Source organism: Acidimicrobiia bacterium, from assembly GCA_041394025.1.
Lineage (GTDB): Bacteria > Actinomycetota > Acidimicrobiia > IMCC26256 > JAOSJL01 > JAOSJL01.
The window spans coordinates 128,388-149,205 of the sequence record JAWKJA010000003.1 but is presented as its reverse complement, the minus strand read 5'-3'; the positions used below and the strand labels follow the sequence as shown (position 1 = coordinate 149,205).

At 69.6% G+C, this 20,818-nt stretch carries 21 protein-coding genes and 1 riboswitch; of the genes, 9 read left to right on the top strand and 12 right to left on the bottom strand.

The window, feature by feature from the left end; genetic code table 11:
* Positions 1-31 precede the first annotated feature (31 nt).
* Positions 32-835, top strand: a complete 804-nt coding sequence (locus R3A49_08180) for an enoyl-CoA hydratase/isomerase family protein (protein ID MEZ5170706.1) — start codon at positions 32-34, stop codon at positions 833-835.
* Here R3A49_08180 and R3A49_08175 read toward each other — a convergent pair.
* On the bottom strand, positions 832-1,833 hold the full coding sequence (locus R3A49_08175) for a hypothetical protein (GenBank protein MEZ5170705.1): 1,002 nt from the start codon (positions 1,831-1,833) through the stop codon (positions 832-834). The genes R3A49_08180 and R3A49_08175 overlap by 4 nt on opposite strands.
* Before the next feature lie 22 nt (positions 1,834-1,855).
* Here R3A49_08175 and R3A49_08170 point away from each other — a divergent pair, with 22 nt between their 5' ends.
* Together R3A49_08170 and R3A49_08165 are read left to right on the top strand one after the other, a co-directional pair.
* Entirely contained in the window at positions 1,856-2,398 is a 543-nt protein-coding gene (locus R3A49_08170) for a flavin reductase family protein (protein ID MEZ5170704.1), read from the top strand.
* A 97-nt stretch (positions 2,399-2,495) separates the two neighbouring features.
* A complete protein-coding gene (locus R3A49_08165; protein MEZ5170703.1) occupies positions 2,496-3,200 on the top strand; it encodes a DUF4389 domain-containing protein in 705 nt (234 codons plus the stop codon).
* Between the two features lie 15 nt (positions 3,201-3,215).
* Here the strand turns inward: R3A49_08165 and R3A49_08160 are convergent, their stop codons facing one another.
* A complete protein-coding gene (locus tag R3A49_08160; GenBank protein MEZ5170702.1) occupies positions 3,216-4,430 on the bottom strand; it encodes an acyl-CoA dehydrogenase family protein in 1,215 nt (404 codons plus the stop codon).
* A gap of 74 nt (positions 4,431-4,504) precedes the next feature.
* Entirely contained in the window at positions 4,505-5,398 is an 894-nt protein-coding gene (locus R3A49_08155; protein ID MEZ5170701.1) for a YhjD/YihY/BrkB family envelope integrity protein, read from the bottom strand.
* A 71-nt stretch (positions 5,399-5,469) separates the two neighbouring features.
* Here R3A49_08155 and R3A49_08150 point away from each other — a divergent pair, with 71 nt between their 5' ends.
* Together R3A49_08150 and R3A49_08145 are read left to right on the top strand one after the other, a co-directional pair.
* The gene (locus tag R3A49_08150; GenBank protein ID MEZ5170700.1) at positions 5,470-6,105 is read left to right on the top strand and encodes a lysoplasmalogenase; all 636 of its coding nucleotides are present in this window, start codon (positions 5,470-5,472) and stop codon (positions 6,103-6,105) included.
* Between the two features lie 12 nt (positions 6,106-6,117).
* Complete coding sequence (locus R3A49_08145; GenBank protein MEZ5170699.1) at positions 6,118-7,248, top strand: sulfotransferase; 1,131 nt, start codon at positions 6,118-6,120, stop codon at positions 7,246-7,248.
* Between the two features lie 12 nt (positions 7,249-7,260).
* Here R3A49_08145 and R3A49_08140 read toward each other — a convergent pair whose 3' ends face one another.
* From R3A49_08140 to R3A49_08125, 4 genes are read right to left on the bottom strand one after another with little or no spacing between them, the layout of a single operon-like run.
* A complete protein-coding gene (locus R3A49_08140) occupies positions 7,261-8,466 on the bottom strand; it encodes a hypothetical protein (protein MEZ5170698.1) in 1,206 nt (401 codons plus the stop codon).
* A gap of 23 nt (positions 8,467-8,489) precedes the next feature.
* The gene (gene ribB, locus R3A49_08135; GenBank protein ID MEZ5170697.1) at positions 8,490-9,125 is read right to left on the bottom strand and encodes a 3,4-dihydroxy-2-butanone-4-phosphate synthase; all 636 of its coding nucleotides are present in this window, start codon (positions 9,123-9,125) and stop codon (positions 8,490-8,492) included.
* A gap of 1 nt (position 9,126) precedes the next feature.
* The gene (locus R3A49_08130) at positions 9,127-10,161 is read right to left on the bottom strand and encodes an ATP-binding protein (protein MEZ5170696.1); all 1,035 of its coding nucleotides are present in this window, start codon (positions 10,159-10,161) and stop codon (positions 9,127-9,129) included.
* Positions 10,158-10,961, bottom strand: coding sequence for a response regulator transcription factor (locus tag R3A49_08125; GenBank protein ID MEZ5170695.1), 804 nt, complete (start codon positions 10,959-10,961; stop codon positions 10,158-10,160). The genes R3A49_08130 and R3A49_08125 overlap by 4 nt, the downstream gene beginning before the upstream one ends.
* A gap of 141 nt (positions 10,962-11,102) precedes the next feature.
* On the opposite strand from R3A49_08125, the gene R3A49_08120 reads away from it, so the two are divergent.
* Positions 11,103-12,392, top strand: coding sequence for a Glu/Leu/Phe/Val dehydrogenase (locus R3A49_08120; protein MEZ5170694.1), 1,290 nt, complete (start codon positions 11,103-11,105; stop codon positions 12,390-12,392).
* A 116-nt stretch (positions 12,393-12,508) separates the two neighbouring features.
* Here the strand turns inward: R3A49_08120 and R3A49_08115 are convergent, their stop codons facing one another.
* The 4 genes from R3A49_08115 to R3A49_08100 all read right to left on the bottom strand — a co-directional run bounded on the left by R3A49_08115 (position 12,509) and on the right by R3A49_08100 (position 17,028).
* Complete coding sequence (locus R3A49_08115; GenBank protein ID MEZ5170693.1) at positions 12,509-13,513, bottom strand: ABC transporter ATP-binding protein; 1,005 nt, start codon at positions 13,511-13,513, stop codon at positions 12,509-12,511.
* Positions 13,513-15,108, bottom strand: a complete 1,596-nt coding sequence (locus R3A49_08110; GenBank protein ID MEZ5170692.1) for an iron ABC transporter permease — start codon at positions 15,106-15,108, stop codon at positions 13,513-13,515. Before R3A49_08110 ends, R3A49_08115 begins: the two co-directional genes overlap by 1 nt.
* Before the next feature lie 77 nt (positions 15,109-15,185).
* On the bottom strand, positions 15,186-16,268 hold the full coding sequence (locus tag R3A49_08105; protein MEZ5170691.1) for a thiamine ABC transporter substrate-binding protein: 1,083 nt from the start codon (positions 16,266-16,268) through the stop codon (positions 15,186-15,188).
* Between the two features lie 76 nt (positions 16,269-16,344).
* Positions 16,345-17,028 carry a thiamine diphosphokinase gene (locus R3A49_08100; GenBank protein ID MEZ5170690.1) on the bottom strand — a complete coding sequence of 228 codons (684 nt, stop codon included), beginning with the start codon at positions 17,026-17,028 and terminating at the stop codon, positions 16,345-16,347.
* Positions 17,015-17,127, bottom strand: a riboswitch (TPP riboswitch). It overlaps the preceding gene by 14 nt.
* 39 nt (positions 17,128-17,166) lie before the next feature.
* Between R3A49_08100 and R3A49_08095 the strand changes: the two genes are divergently transcribed.
* Both R3A49_08095 and tal read left to right on the top strand, forming a co-directional pair.
* Positions 17,167-17,799, top strand: a complete 633-nt coding sequence (locus R3A49_08095; GenBank protein ID MEZ5170689.1) for a GNAT family N-acetyltransferase — start codon at positions 17,167-17,169, stop codon at positions 17,797-17,799.
* 65 nt (positions 17,800-17,864) lie between these two features.
* Positions 17,865-18,950 (top strand): transaldolase, encoded by a 1,086-nt coding sequence (tal, locus tag R3A49_08090; GenBank protein ID MEZ5170688.1) that lies wholly within the window; start codon positions 17,865-17,867, stop codon positions 18,948-18,950.
* 67 nt (positions 18,951-19,017) lie between these two features.
* On the opposite strand, the gene gnd is transcribed toward tal, so the two are convergent.
* The gene (gene gnd / locus R3A49_08085) at positions 19,018-20,046 is read right to left on the bottom strand and encodes a decarboxylating 6-phosphogluconate dehydrogenase (GenBank protein MEZ5170687.1); all 1,029 of its coding nucleotides are present in this window, start codon (positions 20,044-20,046) and stop codon (positions 19,018-19,020) included.
* A gap of 157 nt (positions 20,047-20,203) precedes the next feature.
* Here gnd and R3A49_08080 point away from each other — a divergent pair, with 157 nt between their 5' ends.
* Complete coding sequence (locus R3A49_08080) at positions 20,204-20,797, top strand: histidine phosphatase family protein (protein MEZ5170686.1); 594 nt, start codon at positions 20,204-20,206, stop codon at positions 20,795-20,797.
* Positions 20,798-20,818: the final 21 nt, after the last annotated feature.

Sequence of the window (20,818 nt, the reverse complement as noted above, 5' to 3'; positions counted from 1 at the left end):
CACTCGCCCGCGCGGGCCGTAGCCTGCGCCCATGCCCGATCTCGTACGTACCGAACGTCTCGACAACGGCGTCGTCGTCGTCACCCTCGACTCGCCACCCGTCAACGCCCTGTCGCGTGCCCTCCTCGTGGAGCTGGCCGGGATCGCCGAGGAACTGGCCCTCGACGCCGAGGTGAAGGCCGTCGTGCTGTGCGGGGCCGGCAGGATGTTCGCCGCCGGAGCCGACGTCTCGGAGTTCGGCGGGCCCGAGGAGGCCCGGGTCGTCACGGGGGCCTTCCGGGTGGCGGGCGACACGCTGGGCACCATCCCGCGACCCACGATCGCTGCGCTGCACGGGGCGGCGCTCGGAGGAGGACTCGAGATCGCCCTGGCGTGTGACCTGCGCGTCGCACTCGCCTCCACGAAGCTCGGCCAGCCCGAGATCCTGCTGGGTCTCATCCCCGGCGGAGGCGGCTCCCAGCGCCTGAGTCGCCTCATCGGCCCGGCGCGCACCAAGGAGATCGTGTGGTCGGGCCGCCAGCTGCGTGCGGCCGGGGCGCTCGAGCTCGGGATCGTGGACCGCATCGTGGAGCACCCGGGCGACGACGACACGGCACCAGCTGACATCATCCGTGAGGCGGCCGTGGAATGGGCGTCCGAGCTGGCGTCAGGAGCCGTCGTAGCGATGGGGCTCGTGAAGCGGGCGATCGACGATGGTCTCGACGGCACGCTCGCCGACGGCCTCGACCGGGAGTCCGACGCCTTCGTGAAGGTCTTCGAGACCGAGGACGCCGCCGCCGGCGTCGCGAGCTTCCTCGACCACGGCCCGGGACAAGCAGAATTCAGGGGCCGTTAGACGCTTCGGAGCTCCTGGGCGGCGGTGTCGGGGTCGACGATGTTGACGGCGAGGCCGGTGGCCATCTCGAAACCGGCCTGGACCGTGAGTCGCGGGAGAACGTCGACGAACCAGTGGAACCTGGTGGTGTCGGTGGGGGCCGTCCGGAGCACGACGTTGTAGGGCGGGTCCCCCAGGAGACGGCCCAGGCGGGCGAGTGCGTCACGCAGGCCGTGCGACGCCGCGCGGACCTCGTCGTCGTCGGCCGTTGCGAACGACGGACCGGCGGCGCGCAGCGCGAGTCGTACCTGGTAGGGAACCACCGAGGCGTACGGGCACCAGACGTCGACACCGTCGATGTCGCCGTGAAGCACTCCCCGCGGCCCCCCGGCCTGCTCGCAGGCTTCGACGACCGGATCTGCGCCCTCGGCGCTGTCGGCACCCGCGGCGAAGCGCTCCATGTCGGCCTCGACACCCTCGGGGACATGGTCGAGCGCCACGATCTGCATGTGCGGGTGGGGGAGCGACGCCCCGGCCTCCCGCCCGTGGTTGACGAGAACCTGCACGTGCGAAGCGCCGTCGGCCGGGAGTTGTGCCGCCCGCGTCCGGGCCGCGAGGAGCGCCTCGGCCGCCTGATCGTCGTCGAGCAGGCCGAACGACCGTCGGTGCGAGGGCGAGAGGACGAGGACCTCGTGCATCCCTGTGACCGTGGAGCCGCCGACACTGTCGGCGGTCACCCTGCCCACCGACGCATCCGCAGACTCCACCAGAGGAAAGAGGTTCGGGAACACCCGGACGCTCCACCCGTCGACCGCCGATCCCGCGGGCGAGCGGAGAACCTCGGGCGGGGTGCGGTCCTCGTTGCCCGGGCAGAACGGGCATTCGGGATCGCGCTCGTCACCCGTCACCCCGCTACCGTCAGCCCTGCCGGTGCGACCGAACGCCGCCGGTCTGTCGGCGCGCGCCGTGGCGAGCAGGACGGCGTCGCCGGTGAGCGCGTCGTGGCGGATCTCGGGCATTCGTGCAGCGTAGGCTGCGCGCATGCCGGTCCAGGACGGGATCGTGGGGCCCATCCCCGAGGGGATGGACGCCGAGGAGTACGACAAGCTGCGGCGTCGGGTCCTGTGGGCGATGCCCTACGGGCTCTACATCCTGGGAAGCCGCGACGGCGACCGTCGCAACGGCATGGCCATCAACTTCGTCACGCAGCTGAGCTTCTCGCCGAAGTGGCTGGGCGTCGGCGTCGAGAAGGAGGCGTTCACGCACGAGCTCGTCACCGCGGGTGGTGTCTTCAGCCTCAACATCATCGCCCGCGACGACCGCGCCATCATCCGCAAGTTCACCAAGCCCGTCGACGTCGACACCGAGGCGTCGACCCTCAACGACTTCCCGTTCCACGACGGAGCAACGGGAGCACCGATTCTCGACCAGGCGGTCGCCTACGTCGACTGTGAGGTGCGCGACACGCTCGACTGCGGCGAGCACACGCTCTTCGCCGGCGAGATCGTCGATGCCGCCTTCCAGCAGGACGAAGACACCGAGGTCCTGCGGATGGAGGACACCCGCCTCAACTACGGGGGCTGAACGGCGGCCCACGCCGGCTCGACGGTCCGGGCCCCGGAATCCACCGCCGAGTGTGTCGGAGCTGTCACGATGTGCGTACCGCACGGGAGGATCTCACATGGCGATCGAGAAGTATCCGGCACGCTTCGAACTGGACGCACCCTTGGAGGTCGCCAACTGGCGCCCGCTCGTCCAGTGGTTGCTGGCGATCCCGCACCTCTTCATTGTCAATGTTCTGTCGGCGGTCGCCAATGTGCTCGCCTTCGTGTCGTTCTTCGCCGTCCTGTTCACCCAGCGGATTCCTGACGGAATCGTCGGTTTCCAAGCCATGGTTCTGCGCTACCAGTACCGGGTCCTCACCTACGTGCACTTCATGCGCGAGGACTACCCGCCGTTCTCCTTCGAGACGGTGGAGCTCGACGACGGTATCGACCAGACCCGTCTGTCGATCGAGAACCCCGGTGAGATGAACCGGTGGCTCCCCCTCGTCAAGTGGCTCATGCTCATCCCCCACATCATCGTCGTGGTCGTCCTGGCCATCGGGGCGGTCTTCGTGGGGATCGTCGCGTTCTTCGCCGTGCTCTTCACCGGTAAGTTTCCCGAGGGGATGAGGAACTACATCCTCGGCGTGGCGCGCTGGGCGTTGCGGATCAACTTCTACGGGATGTTCCTCACCGACGAGTATCCGCCGTTCTCGCTCGACCAGAGCCCGCCCCTGGGTGGTGGGCAGGCGCCGGGCGCCGGTGGGACACCGCCCCCGCCGCCTCCTGCGGCACCCACGACACCGCCGGCGCCGCCACCCCCGACCGCACCGCCGGCCTAGCGGCTGACACCGGGGTCAGGCGCGGAAGGCCTCGTACCTGCGGACCTCGCGGCGCGCGATCTGGTCGAGGTGCACCTCGTCGGGCCCGTCCACGAAGTGGAGCGTGCGCGCGTGCGCGTACATGGCCGCCAGTGGCCAGTCGTCGGTGACGCCGGCGCCGCCGTACACCTGAATCGCCTCGTTGCAGGCGCGCGTCGCCATGCGTGCGGCGGCCACCTTGATGGCCGAGATCTCGAAGCGGGCCGCCTTCTTGCCGACGGTGTCCATCATCCACGCCGCCTTGAGCGTGAGGAGGCGAACCTGTTCGATCTCGAGCCGGAGGTTGGCGATCGTGTCGCGCACCACGCCCTGGTCGGCGAGGGGCTTGCCGAAGGCCACACGTTGTTGGGCACGCTGGCAGAGAAGCTCGAGGGCGTGCTCGGCCAGCCCGACGGCCCGCATGCAGTGATGGATGCGCCCGGGTCCGAGCCGGGCCTGGGCGATGGCAAAGCCCCCGCCCTCCTCCCCGAGCAGGTTCGACGCCGGCACGCGGACGTCCTCGAAGAGCGTCTCCCCGTGGCCCGCCCCGGCGTCATGGCCGAACACCGGTAGCCCGCGCACGACGGTGAACCCCGGGGTGCCGAAGGGAACGAGGATCATCGACTGCTGGTGGTAGGTGTCGGCCTCCGGGTTCGTGACGCCCATGACGATGGCGACCTTGCAGCGGTCTGTCATGGCGCCGGTCGTGAACCACTTGTGGGCGTTGATCACGTAGTCGTCGCCGTCGCGTTCGATCCGGCTCACGATGTTGGTGGCATCAGAGCTGGCGACCCACGGCTCGGTCATGGCGAAGGCCGAGCGGATCTCCCCGTCGAGGAGAGGCTGGAGCCACTGCTCCTGCTGCTCGGGCGTACCGAACTGGGCGAGGATCTCCATGTTGCCCGTGTCGGGCGCCGCGCAGTTGGTGGCCTCGGCGAGGAGGACGTGTCGCCCCATGATCTCGCAGAGCGGCGCATAGTCGACGTTCGACAGTCCGGGACCGAACTCGTCGTCGGGCAGGAACAGGTTCCAGAGGCCGCGCCTGCGGGCCTCGGCCTTGAGTTCCTCCATCACGGGAGGGTGGAAGCGGACGTTGCCCGACTCCTCGACCTGCTGCGCGTAGACCGACTCGGCCGGCACGACGTGTTCGTCGACGAAGGCGAGCAGTTCGTTGCGCAGTTCCTCGGATCGGGGGCTCGGTGCGAAATCCACGGTCGGTCACCTCAGGGGCTCGTCGAGACGATCACGGGAGCGTCGCGACCGGGCGACGCCGTGCCCGGCGCAGGCTACTCGCCGGTCAACGATTCGCCGGCGGGCGCCCACGGCCGGTTCGGATCGACCCCCGACTTGACGGGCGGGAGCTCCGTTCCGTGCTCGCGGACCCATCCGGCCACCTGGATGCACGCCACGTAGACGATGACGCGCCCGAAGAACAGCGACCACACGAGGAGGGCGAACGTGACCCCGATCGACCCGTACAGCGCCGATGACCGGGCCACGAGCCCCGGCACGATGCGGGTCCCCACGACCTTCAGGACGCCGAGTGCGACCGCGCCCACCGCAGAACCGAGCACCAGGTTCCGCCATGGCACGATGCGGTTGGGGAGGAGCCGTGACGTCCACATCAGAAACACGAAGTCGAGACCGGCCGCTATCCCGACGGCGAGAGCGGAGAGGCCCCACGGGAGGTCGTCGGTCAGGGCGACGGTACCGACCGACACCAGCGTGATGGCGCCCGCTCCCACGAGCCATCCCGCCCCCACGGCCCTGTCGTGGAGGCCACGACCGGGCACGCGCCACGCGGAGTCGAACGCCAGGTCGAAGCCGGTGATGATGCCGGATCCCGCCCACACGAGCCCGAGGAGCCCGACGATGGTCGCCGCCGTCCGGCTCCGCTGAGCCGCGTCGACGGCGTTGGCGACGGTCTCCTGTGCGTTACCGGTCACACCCAGGTTCTCGACGATCCGGGTCGCCAGATCGTCGACGTTGACCGACAGGAAACCGAGCACCGCCGTCGCCAGGACCATGAGGGGGAAGAGGGCGAGATAGGTGCGCAGTGTGATGGCAGCGGCCAGACCGCTCCCGTTGATCTCGCTGAACCGCTTCTGGACAGCAAGGGCCCACGCCACGGCCGGGTGCTCCGACAGCCGTTTTCCGGCACGGACGAGGAACTGCTTCATGGACGCGTCATCGTAGGCGTGGCGCGAACCTGATTCGCCGGGTGAGGGGCCACCGGCTAGACCGTCCGTCCGTGAACGCCGCTGCCGCCACCTTCCTGGTCATCGCCGGCATCTGCGCGTTCGCCGACTGGTACGCCGTGGCGCGACCGTCGAAGACGCTCGAGTACGTCGCCAAGCCCGCGACGCTCGCGGCGCTGATCGTGGTGGCGTTGCTCCTCGACCCGGTGGACGACGCGCAGCGGGCGTGGTTCGTGGTGGCGCTCGTCTTCTCCCTGGGCGGCGACGTGTTCCTCATGCTCCCGCGCGACCTGTTCGTGGCGGGACTGGCGTCCTTCCTCGTGGGACACCTCGCCTACGTGGTCGGCATCAACCTCACCGGCGGCGACGCCCTCGATGTCCTCGTTGCTGCTGTCGTTGTTGTCGCCGTTGCGGCCCCCCTGGCGTTGAAGATCGTGCGGTCGGTAGTGGCCGTCGACACGAAGCTCGTCGGGCCTGTCGTCGTCTACATCCTGGCCATCACGGCCATGGTGGTGAGCGCGGTCGCGGCCGGCATCGCGTGGATGATCCTGGGCGCGGTGCTGTTCTACGCAAGCGACGCCCTCATCGCCTGGAACCGCTTCGTACGCCCCGCGGCCTGGATGCCCGTGGCGATCATCGTGACCTACCACCTGGGGCAGGCGGGGTTGACACTCGGTCTCCTCGGCTGACACGTTTCGTCGGTGCGACCCGCCATCGACGAACGAGTAGATCGCGCCATAGCGGTCACGGGTCACGACGACTTCGGCGACGGCTCCTGGCGCGAAGGGCTGGCGGCGCTGCTGAGCGCTGCCCAGGCGACCGCCCGACTGTCGGAGGGAGGCTGGTCCGTGATCGACGGCTATGTCGACCACCGCCTCGAGAACCGACTGAAGATCGTCGACTGGGCGGCCCAGCATCCCGAGGTTCGCGACGATCCGGTGTCGGCGCCGGTGTTCGTCGTCGGGATGTCGCGCACCGGAACGACCTTCCTGCACAACCTGCTCTCATCGGATCCCGGTGCCCGTGCGCTGCTCAAGTGGGAGGCCCTCGACTCGGTGCCGCCCCCCGACGGCGACCACCTCGACGACGACCCGCGCGTCGCTCCGTCGGTGGCCTCGACCGAGGCCATGTACGAGGCGGTTCCCGAACTGCGGGCCATGCACTACGAGGCCGGTGACGGTCCCACCGAGTGCGGGATCCTGCTCGGCCAGGACTTCCGGTGTGTCGACGTGGCCGGCATGGCCTTCATCCCCGACTACACCGCATGGCTCTTCGCCGACGACACCCGCTCGGCCTACCGGTTCCACCGTCTGGCCCTCCAGGTGCTCGGCTCCGCCGCTCCGGGGCGTTGGACCCTCAAGGCCCCGTACCACCTCATGGCGCTCGACGCGCTCCTCGACGAGTACCCGGACGCCTCGGTCGTTGTCACCCACCGCGACCCCACCGAGGCCGTGGCGTCCACGGGGAAGCTGGTCACGCTGGGATCGGCGGCATTGGGGGAGGTCGACCGGCACGCCATGGCGCGTCTCTGGTTCGAGCTCCTGGCCGAGATGACGGACCGACTGCTCGACGTCGACGCGCGCCGTGGCGACCGGATCCTCCACGTCCGCTACCCCGACCTCGTGGCCGACCCGATCGGCACCGTCGACGCCATCTACGCCCACACCGGCCGTCCCATGACCGAGCAGGCGGAAGCGGCCTTGGCGAGCTACCGGGACGACAACCCCCAGGGCAAGCACGGGCGAGTCGAGTACTCCCTCGACGAGTTCGGCCTGACCGCCGGCGAGGTCGACGAGCGCTTCTCCGACTACCGGAGCCGTTTCGACGTCTGATCGGCCCGCCGGCTACGCGCGATAGCGGCGCAGGCCTGCGGCGTGACGCCGCTCGAGGATCTCCGGTCGCTCGTGGGGTGAGACGCGAGGTGTGTCGGCCGGCAGTTCGGCGTCGAGGTTCTTTCGCGCAAGAGTTCGGAACGTGGGGCGCGGCACATCGGATTCCGGGTCGAGGAACCGGCAGAAGAGACCACCGGTGTCGAAGCCGCACGGGTCGAGCCAGTTCCACACACCCGGGTCGTCGTGGCTGATCACGAGCCGCAGCACGCCGTCGGAGTCGATACGGGCCTGCGTGTGGTTGAGGTGGCTCTGGCGGCCGTGGTAGTCGAGCGCCGCGTTGAACGGGCTCATCAGCGCCACGCTCCAGTACCGGCAGGGCGGAACCTCCACATCGAGGACCACCGCCTCGTCCGGTGCGCAGGCGAACGCACCCACGCCGTAGACCAACCCGTGCATCGCCGTTGCGTCCTCGCCGGGGGTCACGAAGACACTCAGGTCGTTGGGCCGCTTCGCGAGCTCTGTCATCCAGTCGTCCCACCAGCCGAGGCCGGCGCTCATCCACGTCGTCAGCCGCTCGACGCGTTCGACCATGGTCGCCACGTCGGGGAGCGGTGTCGGGAACTCCGCTCCGACAAGCGAGATGGAGAGGTCGGCGGGCCGCTCGGTCTCCCAGTCGCCGAAGTACTGGCGAACGAGGAGGAACGTGGGGTCGAGACCGGGGCTGTCGGTGATGAGTGTGTTCGGCCCGGTGACGTCGGGGCCCACGGCCACCGACAGGGAGCCGTCCGGCGCGCACTGGAGGGTGTCGTCGGTGATCGAGGAGATCGTCCGCCATTCGCCGGGGTCACCGCCGGCGAAGTGTCCGGTGTTCACCTGGAGCTCGATGGCTGTGGCGCTGCCACGGTTTCCCTCGATCCGGTAGGTGCGCCCCGGTCCGACGGGGGCGTAGAGGTAGAGGCAGTCGGGGTTGTCGAGGCCCCAGCGCGCGTCGGGGGCGATCATGCGTACGAAGCTCGGGTTGTCGGCGTCGGCGTGGGTGACGCACTGGCCGATGCCCGCGCTCAGGAACTCGGAGAGGTAGCCGAGGGCGGCGGCACGGACGTGCTCACCGCCGGGAGCGTCGTCGGCCAGGAGCCGCCCACCCGCGGCGGCGACGGCATCCGACAGGCGTGCCCACGCCGTCGCGGCCTCCGGCTCGCGGGCGGGTGGATCGGGCACGGATCCGGGTGCGACCGGGGTGGCTACAGGACCGCCATCGACTCGGGGAGCTCGCTTCCCGAGTGGCGGAACTCGATGAGCTGCTCGATGGAGACGATGGCGATCCTGTGGCGGTCGGCGAAGTCGGCGAGCCAGGGGAGGCGTGCGGGCTCGCCGTCCTCGGTGAGCACCTCGCAGATCGCGGCCACGGGGGCGAGGCGCGCCATGCGGGCGAGGTCGACCGCGGCCTCGGTGTGACCGGGGCGTTCGAGGACACCGCCGTCCTTGGCTCGCAGCGGGAAGACGTGGCCGGGGCGGTGGAAGTCGTCGGACGTGGTGTCGGGGTGTGCGGCCCTGCGGATGGTGAGCGAACGATCCTCGGCGGAGATGCCGCTACCGGTCGACGTGTGGTCGATCGTCACGCAGAAGGCCGTCTCCTGCTCGCACGTGTTGTCGTCGACCATGGGCGCGATGCCGATGCGGTCGAGATGGTCGCCGGTGGCGGGCATGCAGACGAGACCCTTGCCCCACGTGATCATGAAGTTGATCGCCTCGGGAGTGACCCAGTCGGCCGCCATCGTGAGGTCGCCCTCGTTCTCGCGGTTCTCGTCGTCGACGACGAGAACGATCTCCCCGCGGCGGATGCGCCGGACGGCGTCTTCGACTGTGGTGAAACTCATGTCACTCACCTCTCTGTGCGCTCTCTGCGGCGTCGCGTCGTTGCGACGCCGGTAGCTCGACCACCATTCGGCATCCCCGCGGCTCCCGGTCCTCGGGGTGGATACGCCCGCCGTGCAGGTCGACGATCCACTGTGCGATCGCCAGGCCGAGGCCGGCGCCACCGCCGTCGACCGCCCGGGCCGGGTCGGCCCTGTAGAAACGCTCGAACACCTTGCCACGTTCCGTCTCGGGAATGCCGGGTCCCTCGTCGGCGACCTCGATCACGACGTTGTCGGGTGCCCGGCGTGCCCGTACCTCGACCAGCCCTCCGTCGGGGGTGAACCGGACCGCGTTCTCGAGGAGGTTGGCGACGACCTGGTGGATCCTCTCGGGGTCGCCGTCAGCGGCCAGCCCGGCGCTGTCGACCCGCACCCTGATCTCGGTGTTCGGGGCGTGCAGCTCCGATTCACGTGCCGCGTCGGTGAGCATCGGCTCCACTTCGAACTCCCGGCACTCCAGTGGAACCGCACCCGACTCGAGACGGGACAGGTCGAGGAGCTGGGTGACCAGGCGACCCAGGCGCTCGACCTGCCGGAGCATTGTGTCGAGCTTCTCGGGGTCGGGCGACTCCACGCCGTCGACGATGTTCTCCAGCGACGCCTGGAGAGCGGTGATCGGCGTGCGCAGCTCGTGCGAGACGTTGGCGACGATCTCGCGGCGTACGCGGTCGTTCTCGGCGAGCTCGTCGGCCATGTTGTTGAAGGCGTTGGCGAGGCGCCCGATCTCGTCGGCAGAGGTGACGCGGACGCGCTGCGAGTAGTCGTGGCGCGCCATGGCCTCGGACGCTGCCGCCATCTCACGCAGCGGGGAGGTCATGCCGCGGGTGAGGAACCACACGACCGCGAGCGCCAGTGAGCCGGCGAGCACGCCGCTGACCGACGGCCACAGGCCCGTGTGGACACCCGCCCAGAAGACGACGACGGTGGTGCCGACGGCGGCCAGGATCACAGCGCCGAGGCGCAGCTTGAAGTAGGGGACCTGGTCGAGCGGTCTCACGGCGCGACGTCCGGTGTGGCGTCGTCTTCGGACCCGGACCCGGACCCCGGCTCGGGCTCGGGCTCGGGCTCGGCGAGGGCGTACCCGACGCCGTGCACGGTCCGCACGACGTCGGCACCCACCTTGGCGCGCAGTGCCCGGACGTGGGAGTCGACGGTGCGCTCGCCGGTGCCCTCCGGATAGCCCCACACGTCGGCCAGGAGCTCGCGGCGTGAGTAGACGCGCTCGGGGCGTTCCGCGAGGACCGCGAGCAGGTCGAACTCAGTGGGTGTGAGGTGGATCTCGGTGCCGTCGCGGTGCACGCGCCGGCTCTCGCGGTCGAGCTCGAGTGCTCCGATCCGCACGCGTGGTTCAGGCCCGCCCCCGTCGGTGGCGCTGCGTTCCACACGACGGAGAATGGCGCCGACGCGGGCCACGAGCTCGCGCGTACTGAAGGGCTTCGTGACGTAGTCGTCGGCACCGACACCCAGGCCGACGATCTTGTCGGTCTCGGAGTCCTTGGCCGTGAGCATCAGGACGGGCACGGGGCGCTGCGCCTGGATGCGCCGGCACACCTCGAGCCCGTCGATTCCCGGGAGCATGAGATCGAGCACCACGAGGTCGGGCACCATCTCCTCGCAGCGCGCCACGGCGGTGGGGCCGTCGTGGGCCACCTCCGCGGTGTAGCCCTCACTGCGGAGCCGGGCGGCGACGGCCGCGGCGATGGCGGTCTCGTCCTCCACGACGAGCACCGTGGCGCCCTTCGGCGGTGCGGCGCCCGACGGCGAGGTGGTCGCGTCGCGGGGCTTCGGAGGTGTCATCACGGGCACCGCATCAGCATAAGGAAGCGGCTGTGTGGGGAACCGGCCGGAGATGTGTGGATTCCGTGGAGGCGTACCGATCCCTGTGGTTGCACGGGTAGATGTTCGCGCCGGCACGGCGCCGTGTCCTAGGTTGCACCTGTGACAGGCCCCGTTCTGAGCGGCGCGATCGCCTCGATGGAGGCGGCCGCCGAGCATGTGAACCCGGATCCCGAGGTTCTCGAGCGTCTGAAGGTCCCCCAGGCCGTGCTCCAGGTGTGGATACCTGTCCGGATGGACGACGGGAGCGAGCGGATCTTCGAGGGGTTGCGCGTGCGCCACACCGACGTCCGCGGCCCCTCCAAGGGCGGGATCCGCTTCCACCCGAAACTCGGCCTCGACGAGGTGGAGTCACTGGCCTTCTGGATGACCTTCAAGTGCGCAGCCCTCGGGCTGCCCTTCGGCGGCGCCAAGGGCGGCGTGGTCGTCGACGCGAAGCAGTTGTCGCACCTCGAGTTGGAACGCCTCAGTCGCGGCTACATCGAGCATGTTGCCGACTTCATCGGACCCGAGACCGACGTACCCGCGCCCGACGTCTACACCAACGCCCGGATCATGGGCTGGATGATGGACGAGTACTCGACGATCAAGCGGACGCGGACTCCCGCGGTGATCACCGGCAAGCCCATCGAGCTCGGTGGAAGCCTCGGTCGCGACGACGCCACGGGGCGCGGCGCGTTCCACTGCATCGAGGATCTGGCGAACGCCAACGCCTGGGATCGGGAGAACACGACGGTCGCGGTGCACGGTTTCGGCAACGCCGGCCGCTCCGTGGCGTTGCGCCTCGACGAGGCGGGCTACAGCGTCGTGGCGGTCAGCGACTCCCAGGGCGGCCTCTACCGACCGGAGGGTCTCGACGTGGCGAGCCTCGTTCGCTTCAAGGAGGAAACCCGAAGGCTGGAGGCCGTGTACTGCAGGGGTGCGGTGTGTGAGGTCGCACCCGCCGACGGGATCAGCAACGAGGAGCTCCTGGAGCTCGATGTCGACATTCTCGTGCCGGCTGCCATCGAGGGTGTGATCACCGAGGACAATGCCAAGCGGGTGCGTGCGCGCACCGTTGTCGAGGTGGCCAACGGCCCCGTGAGCGCCGGTGCCGATCCGTTCCTCGAGGACGCGGGCGTCACCGTCGTTCCCGACATCGTCGCCAACGCCGGGGGCGTCACCGTGAGCTACTTCGAGTGGGTCCAGAACCGCACCGGCGACTACTGGCCGCTCGAAACGGTCCACGATCGGCTCGCTGCCCGGATGCGCCGCGAGTTCGCGGCCGTGCGCGGGTTGTCCGGGGAGTTGTCGGTGAGCCTGCGGGTTGCGGCCTACGTGCACGCTCTCCAACGGCTGTGCGACGCCATCCAGGCGGGCGGCACAGCGCCCTTCTTCCGCCAGGGCCACTGACCCCCCCGAGATGGTGCGATTTCCGGGTCATGGGCCGGGTTTCTGCACCAACCCGGCCTCGAACCGGGTAGCGGGATCGCACCAACCCGGTGGGGGTTCGTGCAGAGCGTGGTGGTCTAAGCGCCGAAGGTGAGGACGGCATCGGGGTCGACGGCGACGTGCACGTGGTCGCCCACCGACGGGGGCGTGTCGGCCACCGACGTCGTGAGCACCCGGTCGTCGGCGGTGCGCACCCGCACGACGAAGCGGTTCCGTTGGAACAGCACGTCGACCACCTCGGCGCCGATTTCACCCTCCGTATCGAGGACGACGCCCCCGGGACGAATGCCCGTACCGTCGTGGATGTCGGTCCAGCCCAGGAACCCGGCGACGAAGGCGTTCACGGGGTCGTGCCACACGTCGCGGGGCGTGCCGTCCTGTTCGACGTTTCCTGCGCGCATCACGACGACACGGTCGGCGACCGTGCAGGCCTCGTCCTGGTCGTGCGTCACGTACACCGCCGTGGTGCCGAGGTCCCGCAGGATGCTCCGCAGGTCGACCACGAGCCGTTCCCGCAGAGCGCGGTCGAGTGCTCCCAGCGGCTCGTCGAGCATGAGAAGCCGCGGTCGGGGGGCCAGGGCGCGGGCGAGAGCGACCCGTTGCTGCTCACCGCCCGACAGTGTCGACACGGCACGATGCTGCGTCCCGGCCAGACCGACGGTCGTGAGCACCTCCGCGACACGATCGTCCACCTGCGACCTGGGGGTCCTCTGCATCCGGAGCCCGAACGCGACGTTGCCCGCCACGTCGCGGTGGGGGAACAGCACGTGGTCCTGGAACATGAGGCCGAAGCCGCGCGTGTCGGGTGGCACGCCGGCGAGGTCGTGCCCGTCCCAGCGGATGGTGCCGGTGTCGGGCTCCTCCAGGCCGGCGAGCAGCCGCAACAGCGTCGTCTTCCCGCACCCACTCGGGCCGAGGACGCCCACGATCTCGCCGTCGGCGACGGTGAGGTCGAGCCCACCGCACCCACCGAGCGCGTCGACGTCACCGTACGAGCGTCGGAGGGCGTCGATCTCCAGCACGGCCGCCCTCCCTCCTCCTCGCCCGGGTCGCCGGCCGGACAGCTCGTCGACGTCACCCATCAGAACTGGCCCACGTTTCCGACCCGCACACGGTCGATGAGGAAGACCGCCGTGGCCGTGACCGCCACGAGGATGGTGCTCATGGCCATGGCCTGCCCGAAGCTGAGCGCCCCCGGCTGGCCGAGGAAGCGGAAGATGGCGATGGGGATGGTGGGGTAGTCGGGCCGCGCGATGAAGGCCGTGGCGCCGAACTCACCCATCGAGATGGCGAACGCGAATCCGGCGCCCACGGCCACGGCACGACCCACGATCGGCAGGTCGACCTCGCGCCACGCACGCACAGGGCCGGCGCCCAGCATCGTCGCTGCCTCGCGTAGACGGGAGTCGATGGACCGCAGCACCGGGACGAGGACCCGCACGACGAACGGCGTGGCGACGAGGGCGTGGGCGATCGGTATCAGCCACGGGGACGACCGCAGGTCGAAGGGGGGCTGGTCGAGGGCGATCAGGAAGCCGAAGCCGAGTGTGACCGCCGACGCACCGAGCGGGAGCATGACGAGCAGGTCGAGCCCGCGCCGTGTCGCTCCCGGCGACGTCACGACGACGGCGATCATCGTGCCGAGAACCACGGCGATGAGCGTCGCGACGAGGGCGAACACGAGGGAGTTGCGTATGGCCTCGATGGGTGGGACGAACAGTGTGCTCCCGCGCGGATCCGCCGCCAACTCGCGGTAGTAGCGCAGGCCGAGACCCGTCGCCGTGTCGAACGAGCGTTGGACGAGAACGCCGATCGGGACGCCGATGAGCGCCACGACCACGGCGAGGTTGACGCCGACGAGCGACCACTGCCCCGCACCCCGGGGGCGACGTGTCGTCTCACCCCGGGAGCGCAGCGGCTGTTCCACTGTGCCCGTCCGCTGCGACCGGCCGTAGACGAGAAGGACGGCCGACACGGCGAGGAGTTGGAGGACCGACAGGGCCGCGGCAAAGGGCAGGTCGAGGAACTGGGTGGTCTGCCGGTAGATCTCGACCTCGATCGTGGCGTGGGTCGACCCTCCGAGGATGAGGATCACCCCGAAAGAGGTGAACGTGAACAGGAAGACGATGAGTGCGGCCGAGGTGATCGCCGGGCGCAGAAGGGGCAGCGTGACCGAACGGAACGCCCGGAGCCGCGATGCGCCGAGGACACGGGCGGCATCCACGGCGCGAGGGTCGAGGTTCGCCCAGAATCCACCGACCGTGCGAAGTACGACGGCGTAGTTGAAGAACACGTGGGCGATGAAGATGGCCCAGACCGTGCCGACGAGATCGACACCGAGTGGGCCGCTGGGGCCGAGGAGCGCGAGGAACGCCGATCCGACAACCACGGTCGGGAGCACGAACGCAACGGTCGCCAACGCGCGGACAACACCCTTGCCGGGGAAGTCGTAGCGGGCGAACACGTAGGCACCGGGAAGCGCGACCAGCAGTGTCAGCACGGTGGAGACCGCGGCCTGCCAGGCCGTGAACCAGATGACGTCGCGCAGTGCCGCGTCGCCCAGGACGTTTCCGAAGGTCGACAGGAGCCCACCGTCGACGCGGGTGAAACTCTCCCGCAGTATCGAGACGAGCGGGTAGACGAAGAAGACCGCCAGGAACGCGAGCGGGGGCACCACGAGCGCGGCGCCGAGTGCCCATCGTCGCCAACGGGGTCGGCGACGCGGGCGGCCCGGATCCGGAGGACCGGGGGCGTTCAGCGCAGCACCGTGTTCGTCCACTCCTCGATCCAACGGTCGCGGTTCTCGCCGATCTCGTCGGGCGGCATCTCGTAGCTGTCGTCAGGGAGCTGGGCGTTGTCGACGAAGACCTCGGGCAGCTCGACATCGTCACGCGCCGGATACACGAACATGGTGAGCGGGATGTCCTCCTGGACCTCCGGGGAGAGCAGGAAGTCGATGAGCTCGCCCGCCTCGTCGGGGTGCTCGGTCCCCGCGAGGACGCCGGCGAACTCGATCTGGCGGAAGCAGGAGGCGTCGATCACGCCCGTGGGCGCCTCGTCGAGCGCGCCCTCGGCGAAGAAGACCTCCGCAGCCGGGCTGGAGGCGTAGCTCACGACGAGGGGCCGCGTGCCGTCGTCGGAGGCCGCCGAGAAGCTGCCGTAGTAGGCCTCCTCCCAGCCGTCGGCGACCTCGACACCGTTGTCGCGCAGCGCCGACCAGAAGTCGAGCCAGCCGTCCTCGCCGAACTCCTCGATCGTGGCGAGCATGAACGCCAGCCCGGGCGACGACGTGGCGGGGTTCTCCACGACGAGCAGGTCGGCGTAGGCCGGATCGGTCAGGGCCTCCAGCGAGTCGGGAACAGCGACGCCGGACTCGCCGAAGGCGGCGATGTCGTAGTTGAGGCACACGTCGCCCAGATCGATTGGCGTGACCCGCTGCTCGTCGTCCAGTTGGAGCGTGCCCGGAACATCCGCGAGCGCCGGCGAGGCGTAGGGCTCGAAGATCCCCTCGTCCAGGGCGCGGGTGAGGAAGGTGTTGTCGACACCGAAGAGGACGTCGCCGAGGGGGTCGTCCTTCGTGAGCACCGCCTGGTTGACGACACTGCCGGTGTCGCCGGCCATCAGGATCTCCACGGAGATGCCGGTCTCGTCGGTGAAGGCGTCGAGCAGGTCGTCGCTCACGGCGAACGAGTCGTGTGCGACGAGCGTGAGCGTCACGTCGGTGCTTCCATCGCCGGCGGCGTCACCGCCCGTGTCGTCGTCATCGGAGCCGCAGGCCGTCAGGAGCAGCGCGAGAGCGACGGCGACGCCGAGGATGCGTCGAAGGGTCGTGGTCATGCTGTGTCTCCTCCTCGGTGGTTCGGTCTCGGTCGGGATCGGACGGGTCAGGGCCGTCAACGCACGGCCGGTCATGTCAGGAGACCTCGTGGGGAAGCACGGCGAGCAGGGTCCCCCCGGTCACGCTCACCGTCGCCGGTGCTGACTCGATGATGTTGCTGACCCCGCGCGTCGTGCCGGGCTCCAGGTTGTCGCCCGCCAAAGCGAACTCCAGGCCGGACGTTCGCACCCCCCGGGCCCCTCCCCCCAGTGGCAGGAGCGAGACGAGGTCGCCGACCGTTCCGGGGAGGGTGGCCGACCCCGTGACCACGACGGCACGCGCCGAAGGGGACAGTGTCTCGATCGCCACCGACCTGTACTTGTGGGATCCGAGGAGAAGGAGGTTCGCCAGCTCGTGGTCGGGCCGCCCACCGTCGATCCCCACGACGACGAGGTGTGTCGCCCCGCGCCCCACGGCGGCGTCGAGGGCCAGTTCGAGGTCGGTCCGGTCCTTGTCGGCTGGATGACGCTCGACGACGACGCCCGTCCTCTCTGCGGACGCGACCGCCGCCGGTGAGGCGGAATCGAAGTCGCCGACGGCGACGTCGACCGCCAGACCGAGCTCGTGTGCCAGGTGGAGCCCCGAGTCGGCGGCGATCACGAGGTCGTGGGCGGGAAGAGAATCGCCGATCGACGCGTCGGCGCCGCTCTCCGAGCGCGACGAGACACCGCCCGTGCACACGATCGCCGTGATGGCTCCGGCTGCGTCCGTGCCGTCCACGTTGTTCCTCCGCCGGCATTACCCGGGTCAGGTTCGGAGGGTCGGTGGCGGATCGGCCACCCTCTCAGCCCGGCGCCCCGAGCTCCCCTGTGGTGTCGACGATCGTACCGCGCCCTCCGGGAGCGCGACCATGCAGCAATGGACGGTGGGCGTTGGGAGTCGCACGGGACGGCGGCGATCGAGTCCGAGAGGCTGCTGCTGCGGCCGTGGACACGCGACGACCGCGCGGCGCACGCCCGTCTCTTCGCGGACCCGGACGTGTCACGCTACCCGTGGGGGAGGGGTCTCACCGCCGACGAGGCAGCCGCCGGGCACGCCCTGCTCGTCGACCACTGGGAGGAGCACGGCTTCGGCTACCACGCCGCCGTTCTGCGTGCCACCGGCGACATCGTCGGGACGATCGGCCTCGGAACACCCGACTTCCTGCCCGAGGTCATGCCGGCGGTCGAGGTGGGGTGGAGGCTCCATCCGGACCACTGGGGATCCGGGCTCGCCACCGAGGGGGCCCGGGCGAGCCTCGCGGTGGCGTTCGGCCGCCTCGGCCTGGACCGCGTCATCGCCGTCATCGAGCCCGCCAACGAGGCATCCTGGCGTGTCGCCGAGCGTCTGGGGATGCGTCGCGAGCGCGAGACCCGCACACCCGACATCTCGACGACCGTGGAGAAGCTGCCACCGGTCGACGTGCTCGTCTACGAGATCACAGCCGCCGCGTGGCGGTCGAACGGTTCCGAGGGCACAGAGGCCACGGCCGGGCCGCACACGTCGACCTGAAGCCGGACGTCGGTTCCGGCGGGTAGCGTGCGGGGTGACGCCCCGTGCGACCCGAGGAGAGCCCGATGAAGCCCACCCAGCAGCTGCACGACGCCGGTCAGAGCCTGTGGCTCGACAACATCACGCGCGGCCTGCTCACGAGCGGGACACTGAAGTCCTACATCGACGAGCTGTCGGTCACGGGCCTCACGTCGAACCCCACCATCTTCGACAACGCCGTCCGCAAGACCGACTTCTACGACGACGCCATCACGGCGAAGGTTGCAGCCGGGCGCTCGGGTGAGGACCTCTTCTTCGACCTGGCCCTCGAGGACCTCACCGAGGCCGCCGACCTCTTCCGCCCGATCCACGACGAGACAGCCGGCACCGACGGCTACGTGTCGCTCGAGGTCTCACCGAAGCTCGCCTACGACACCCGGAGCACCATCGAGGAGGCGAAGAACCTCTTCGCACGCGCCGAGCGGCCCAACCTGTTCATCAAGATCCCTGGCACTCCCGAAGGGCTTCCGGCCATCGAGGAGGCCATCGCCGCGGGGATCAACGTCAACGTCACGCTCCTCTTCTCCCGTGAGCACTACATGGCTGCGGCGGGGGCGTACATGAAGGGGATCAGGCGCCGTATCGACGCCGGCGAGAGCCCGCAGGTGGCGTCGGTGGCGTCGGTCTTCATCAGCCGGTGGGACAAGGCCGTCATGGGGAAGATCCCCGACGAGCTGAAGGACCAGCTCGGGGTCGCGGTGGCCAAGCGGTGCTACAAGGCGTACCGCGAGCTACTCGACTCCGACGAGTGGCAGACGCTCGCCAACGCGGGCGCCAGGCCGCAGCGCCTGCTCTGGGCCAGCACCGGCACGAAGGACCCCGACGCCTCCGACGTCCTCTACATCGAGAAGCTGGCCTCACCCCACACCGTGAACACCATGCCGGAGAAGACGCTGCACGCCTTCGCCGACCACGGCACGGTCGGCGACATGCTTCCCCCCGACGGCGGTGACGCCGAGGAGACGATGGCGAAGCTGGCCGACGCCGGTGTCGACTACGACGCTCTGGGCGCGCAGCTCCAGACCGACGGCGCCAAGGCGTTCGTCGACTCCTGGGACGAGCTGCTCACCTGCATCGAGGACAAGAGCGAGGCTCTCGGCAAGGCGTCGTAGCCAAAGAATTTGATGCGTCCGTGAAGCGCGCATAGCGCGCTTCACGGACGCATCAAATCTGGGTCGCCTACTTCTGGCCCTTGCCGGCGCCCTTCTCGACGTGGCCGCCGAACTCGTAGCGCATCGCCGAGAGGAGCTTGTCGGCGAAGTCGGCCTCACCACGTGAGGTGAAGCGCTCGTAGAGCGCGGTCGTGAGAACCGGCGACGGCGCGCCACTCTCGATGGCGGCGATGCTCGTCCAGCGCCCCTCGCCGGAGTCGGACACCTTGCCCGTGAAGTCCGACAGGTCGGCGTTGCGGTGGAGGGCGATGGCAGTGAGGTCGAGCAGCCACGACCCGATGACCGTGCCACGTCGCCACGCCTCGGCGACCGCCGGGAGGTCGAGGTCGTACCTGAACTCGTCGGGGTTGCGCAGCGGCGTCGTCTCCGCGTCGACCTCGCGCTGGTGCTCACCGGCATCGGCGTGGGCGAGGATGTTCAGCCCCTCGGCGTAGGCGGCCATCACGCCGTACTCGATGCCGTTGTGCACCATCTTCACGAAATGGCCGGCGCCGTGCGGCCCGCAGTGGATGTAACCGCACTCCTCCCGGGAGTAGTCGCCGGTGCGGCCCTCGGTCCGTTCCACGTCGCCGGGTCCGGGTGCGATCGACCGGAAGATCGGGTCGAGGTAGTCGACGATGTCGGTCTCACCGCCGATCATGTGGCCGTAACCCCGGTCGAGACCCCACACGCCGCCACTCACACCGACGTCGACGTAGTGGATCTTCTTCGGCTCGAGCTCCTTCGCCCGGCGCAGGTCGTCCTTGTAGTAGGAGTTCCCGCCATCGATGAGGATGTCGCCGGCGTCGAGCAGGTCGACGACCTTCTCGATCGTCTCGTCGACGACAGCAGCGGGCACCATCATCCACACGGCCCGGGGCTTGTCGAGCTTCGCCACGAAGTCCTCGAACGACGACGACCCCGTCGCGCCCTCGCCGGCCAGTTCCGTCACAGCGTCCAAGTTCAGGTCGTAGGCGACGATGTCGTGGCCGTCGCGCATCAGTCGGCGTGACATGTTGGCGCCCATCCGGCCGAGGCCGATCATCCCGAGCTGCATGACTGGAGTCCTTCCGGTGGCGACCGGCACCGAGTCGTGCCGGAGATGAACACGTCGATGTCGATCCTACGGCCTGAACCGGCGTCGGCACGCGTCCCGACCACATCGCCGTCCACGACCCGCGGGGACGGCCCGCCGTAGTCGCTACGATGCCGTCGTGTCCGCTCCTGCACACCATGACGCCGTCGTCGCCCGCCACGGCGAGACGGAGTGGTCCAGGAACGGCCGCCACACCGGGCGGACCGACGTTCCCCTCACTGACAAGGGTCGGAAGGATGCCGAGAACATCGGCCCCGCGTTGGCGCAGTGGGACTTCGCCCTGGTTCTCACGAGCCCCCTCCAGCGCGCCCGCGAGACCTGCCGTCTGGCCGGACTCGGCGACGTGGCAGAGATCGACGACGACCTCCTCGAGTGGAACTACGGCGACTACGAGGGCCTCACGACCCCACAGATCCGTGAAGACGATCCCGACTGGTTGATCTGGACCGGGCACACCCCCGGTGGTGAGACACCCGACGAGGTCGCCACACGCGTCGACCGCGTCATCGAGCGCGTCCTCGCTGCGGACGGCCCCGTCGCACTCTTCGCCCACGGACACGTCCTGCGGGTGCTCATGGCGCGCTGGCTGGGGCTCGGTCCCGCCGACGGTCGGCTGCTCACCCTCGCCACGGGTACGTTGAGCGTGCTCGGATGGGAGCACGAGTACCGGGTCGTACGATCGCTGAACGAAGGGCTGTACCGGACGTCATGACACACCGGGAAGATCGTCGCC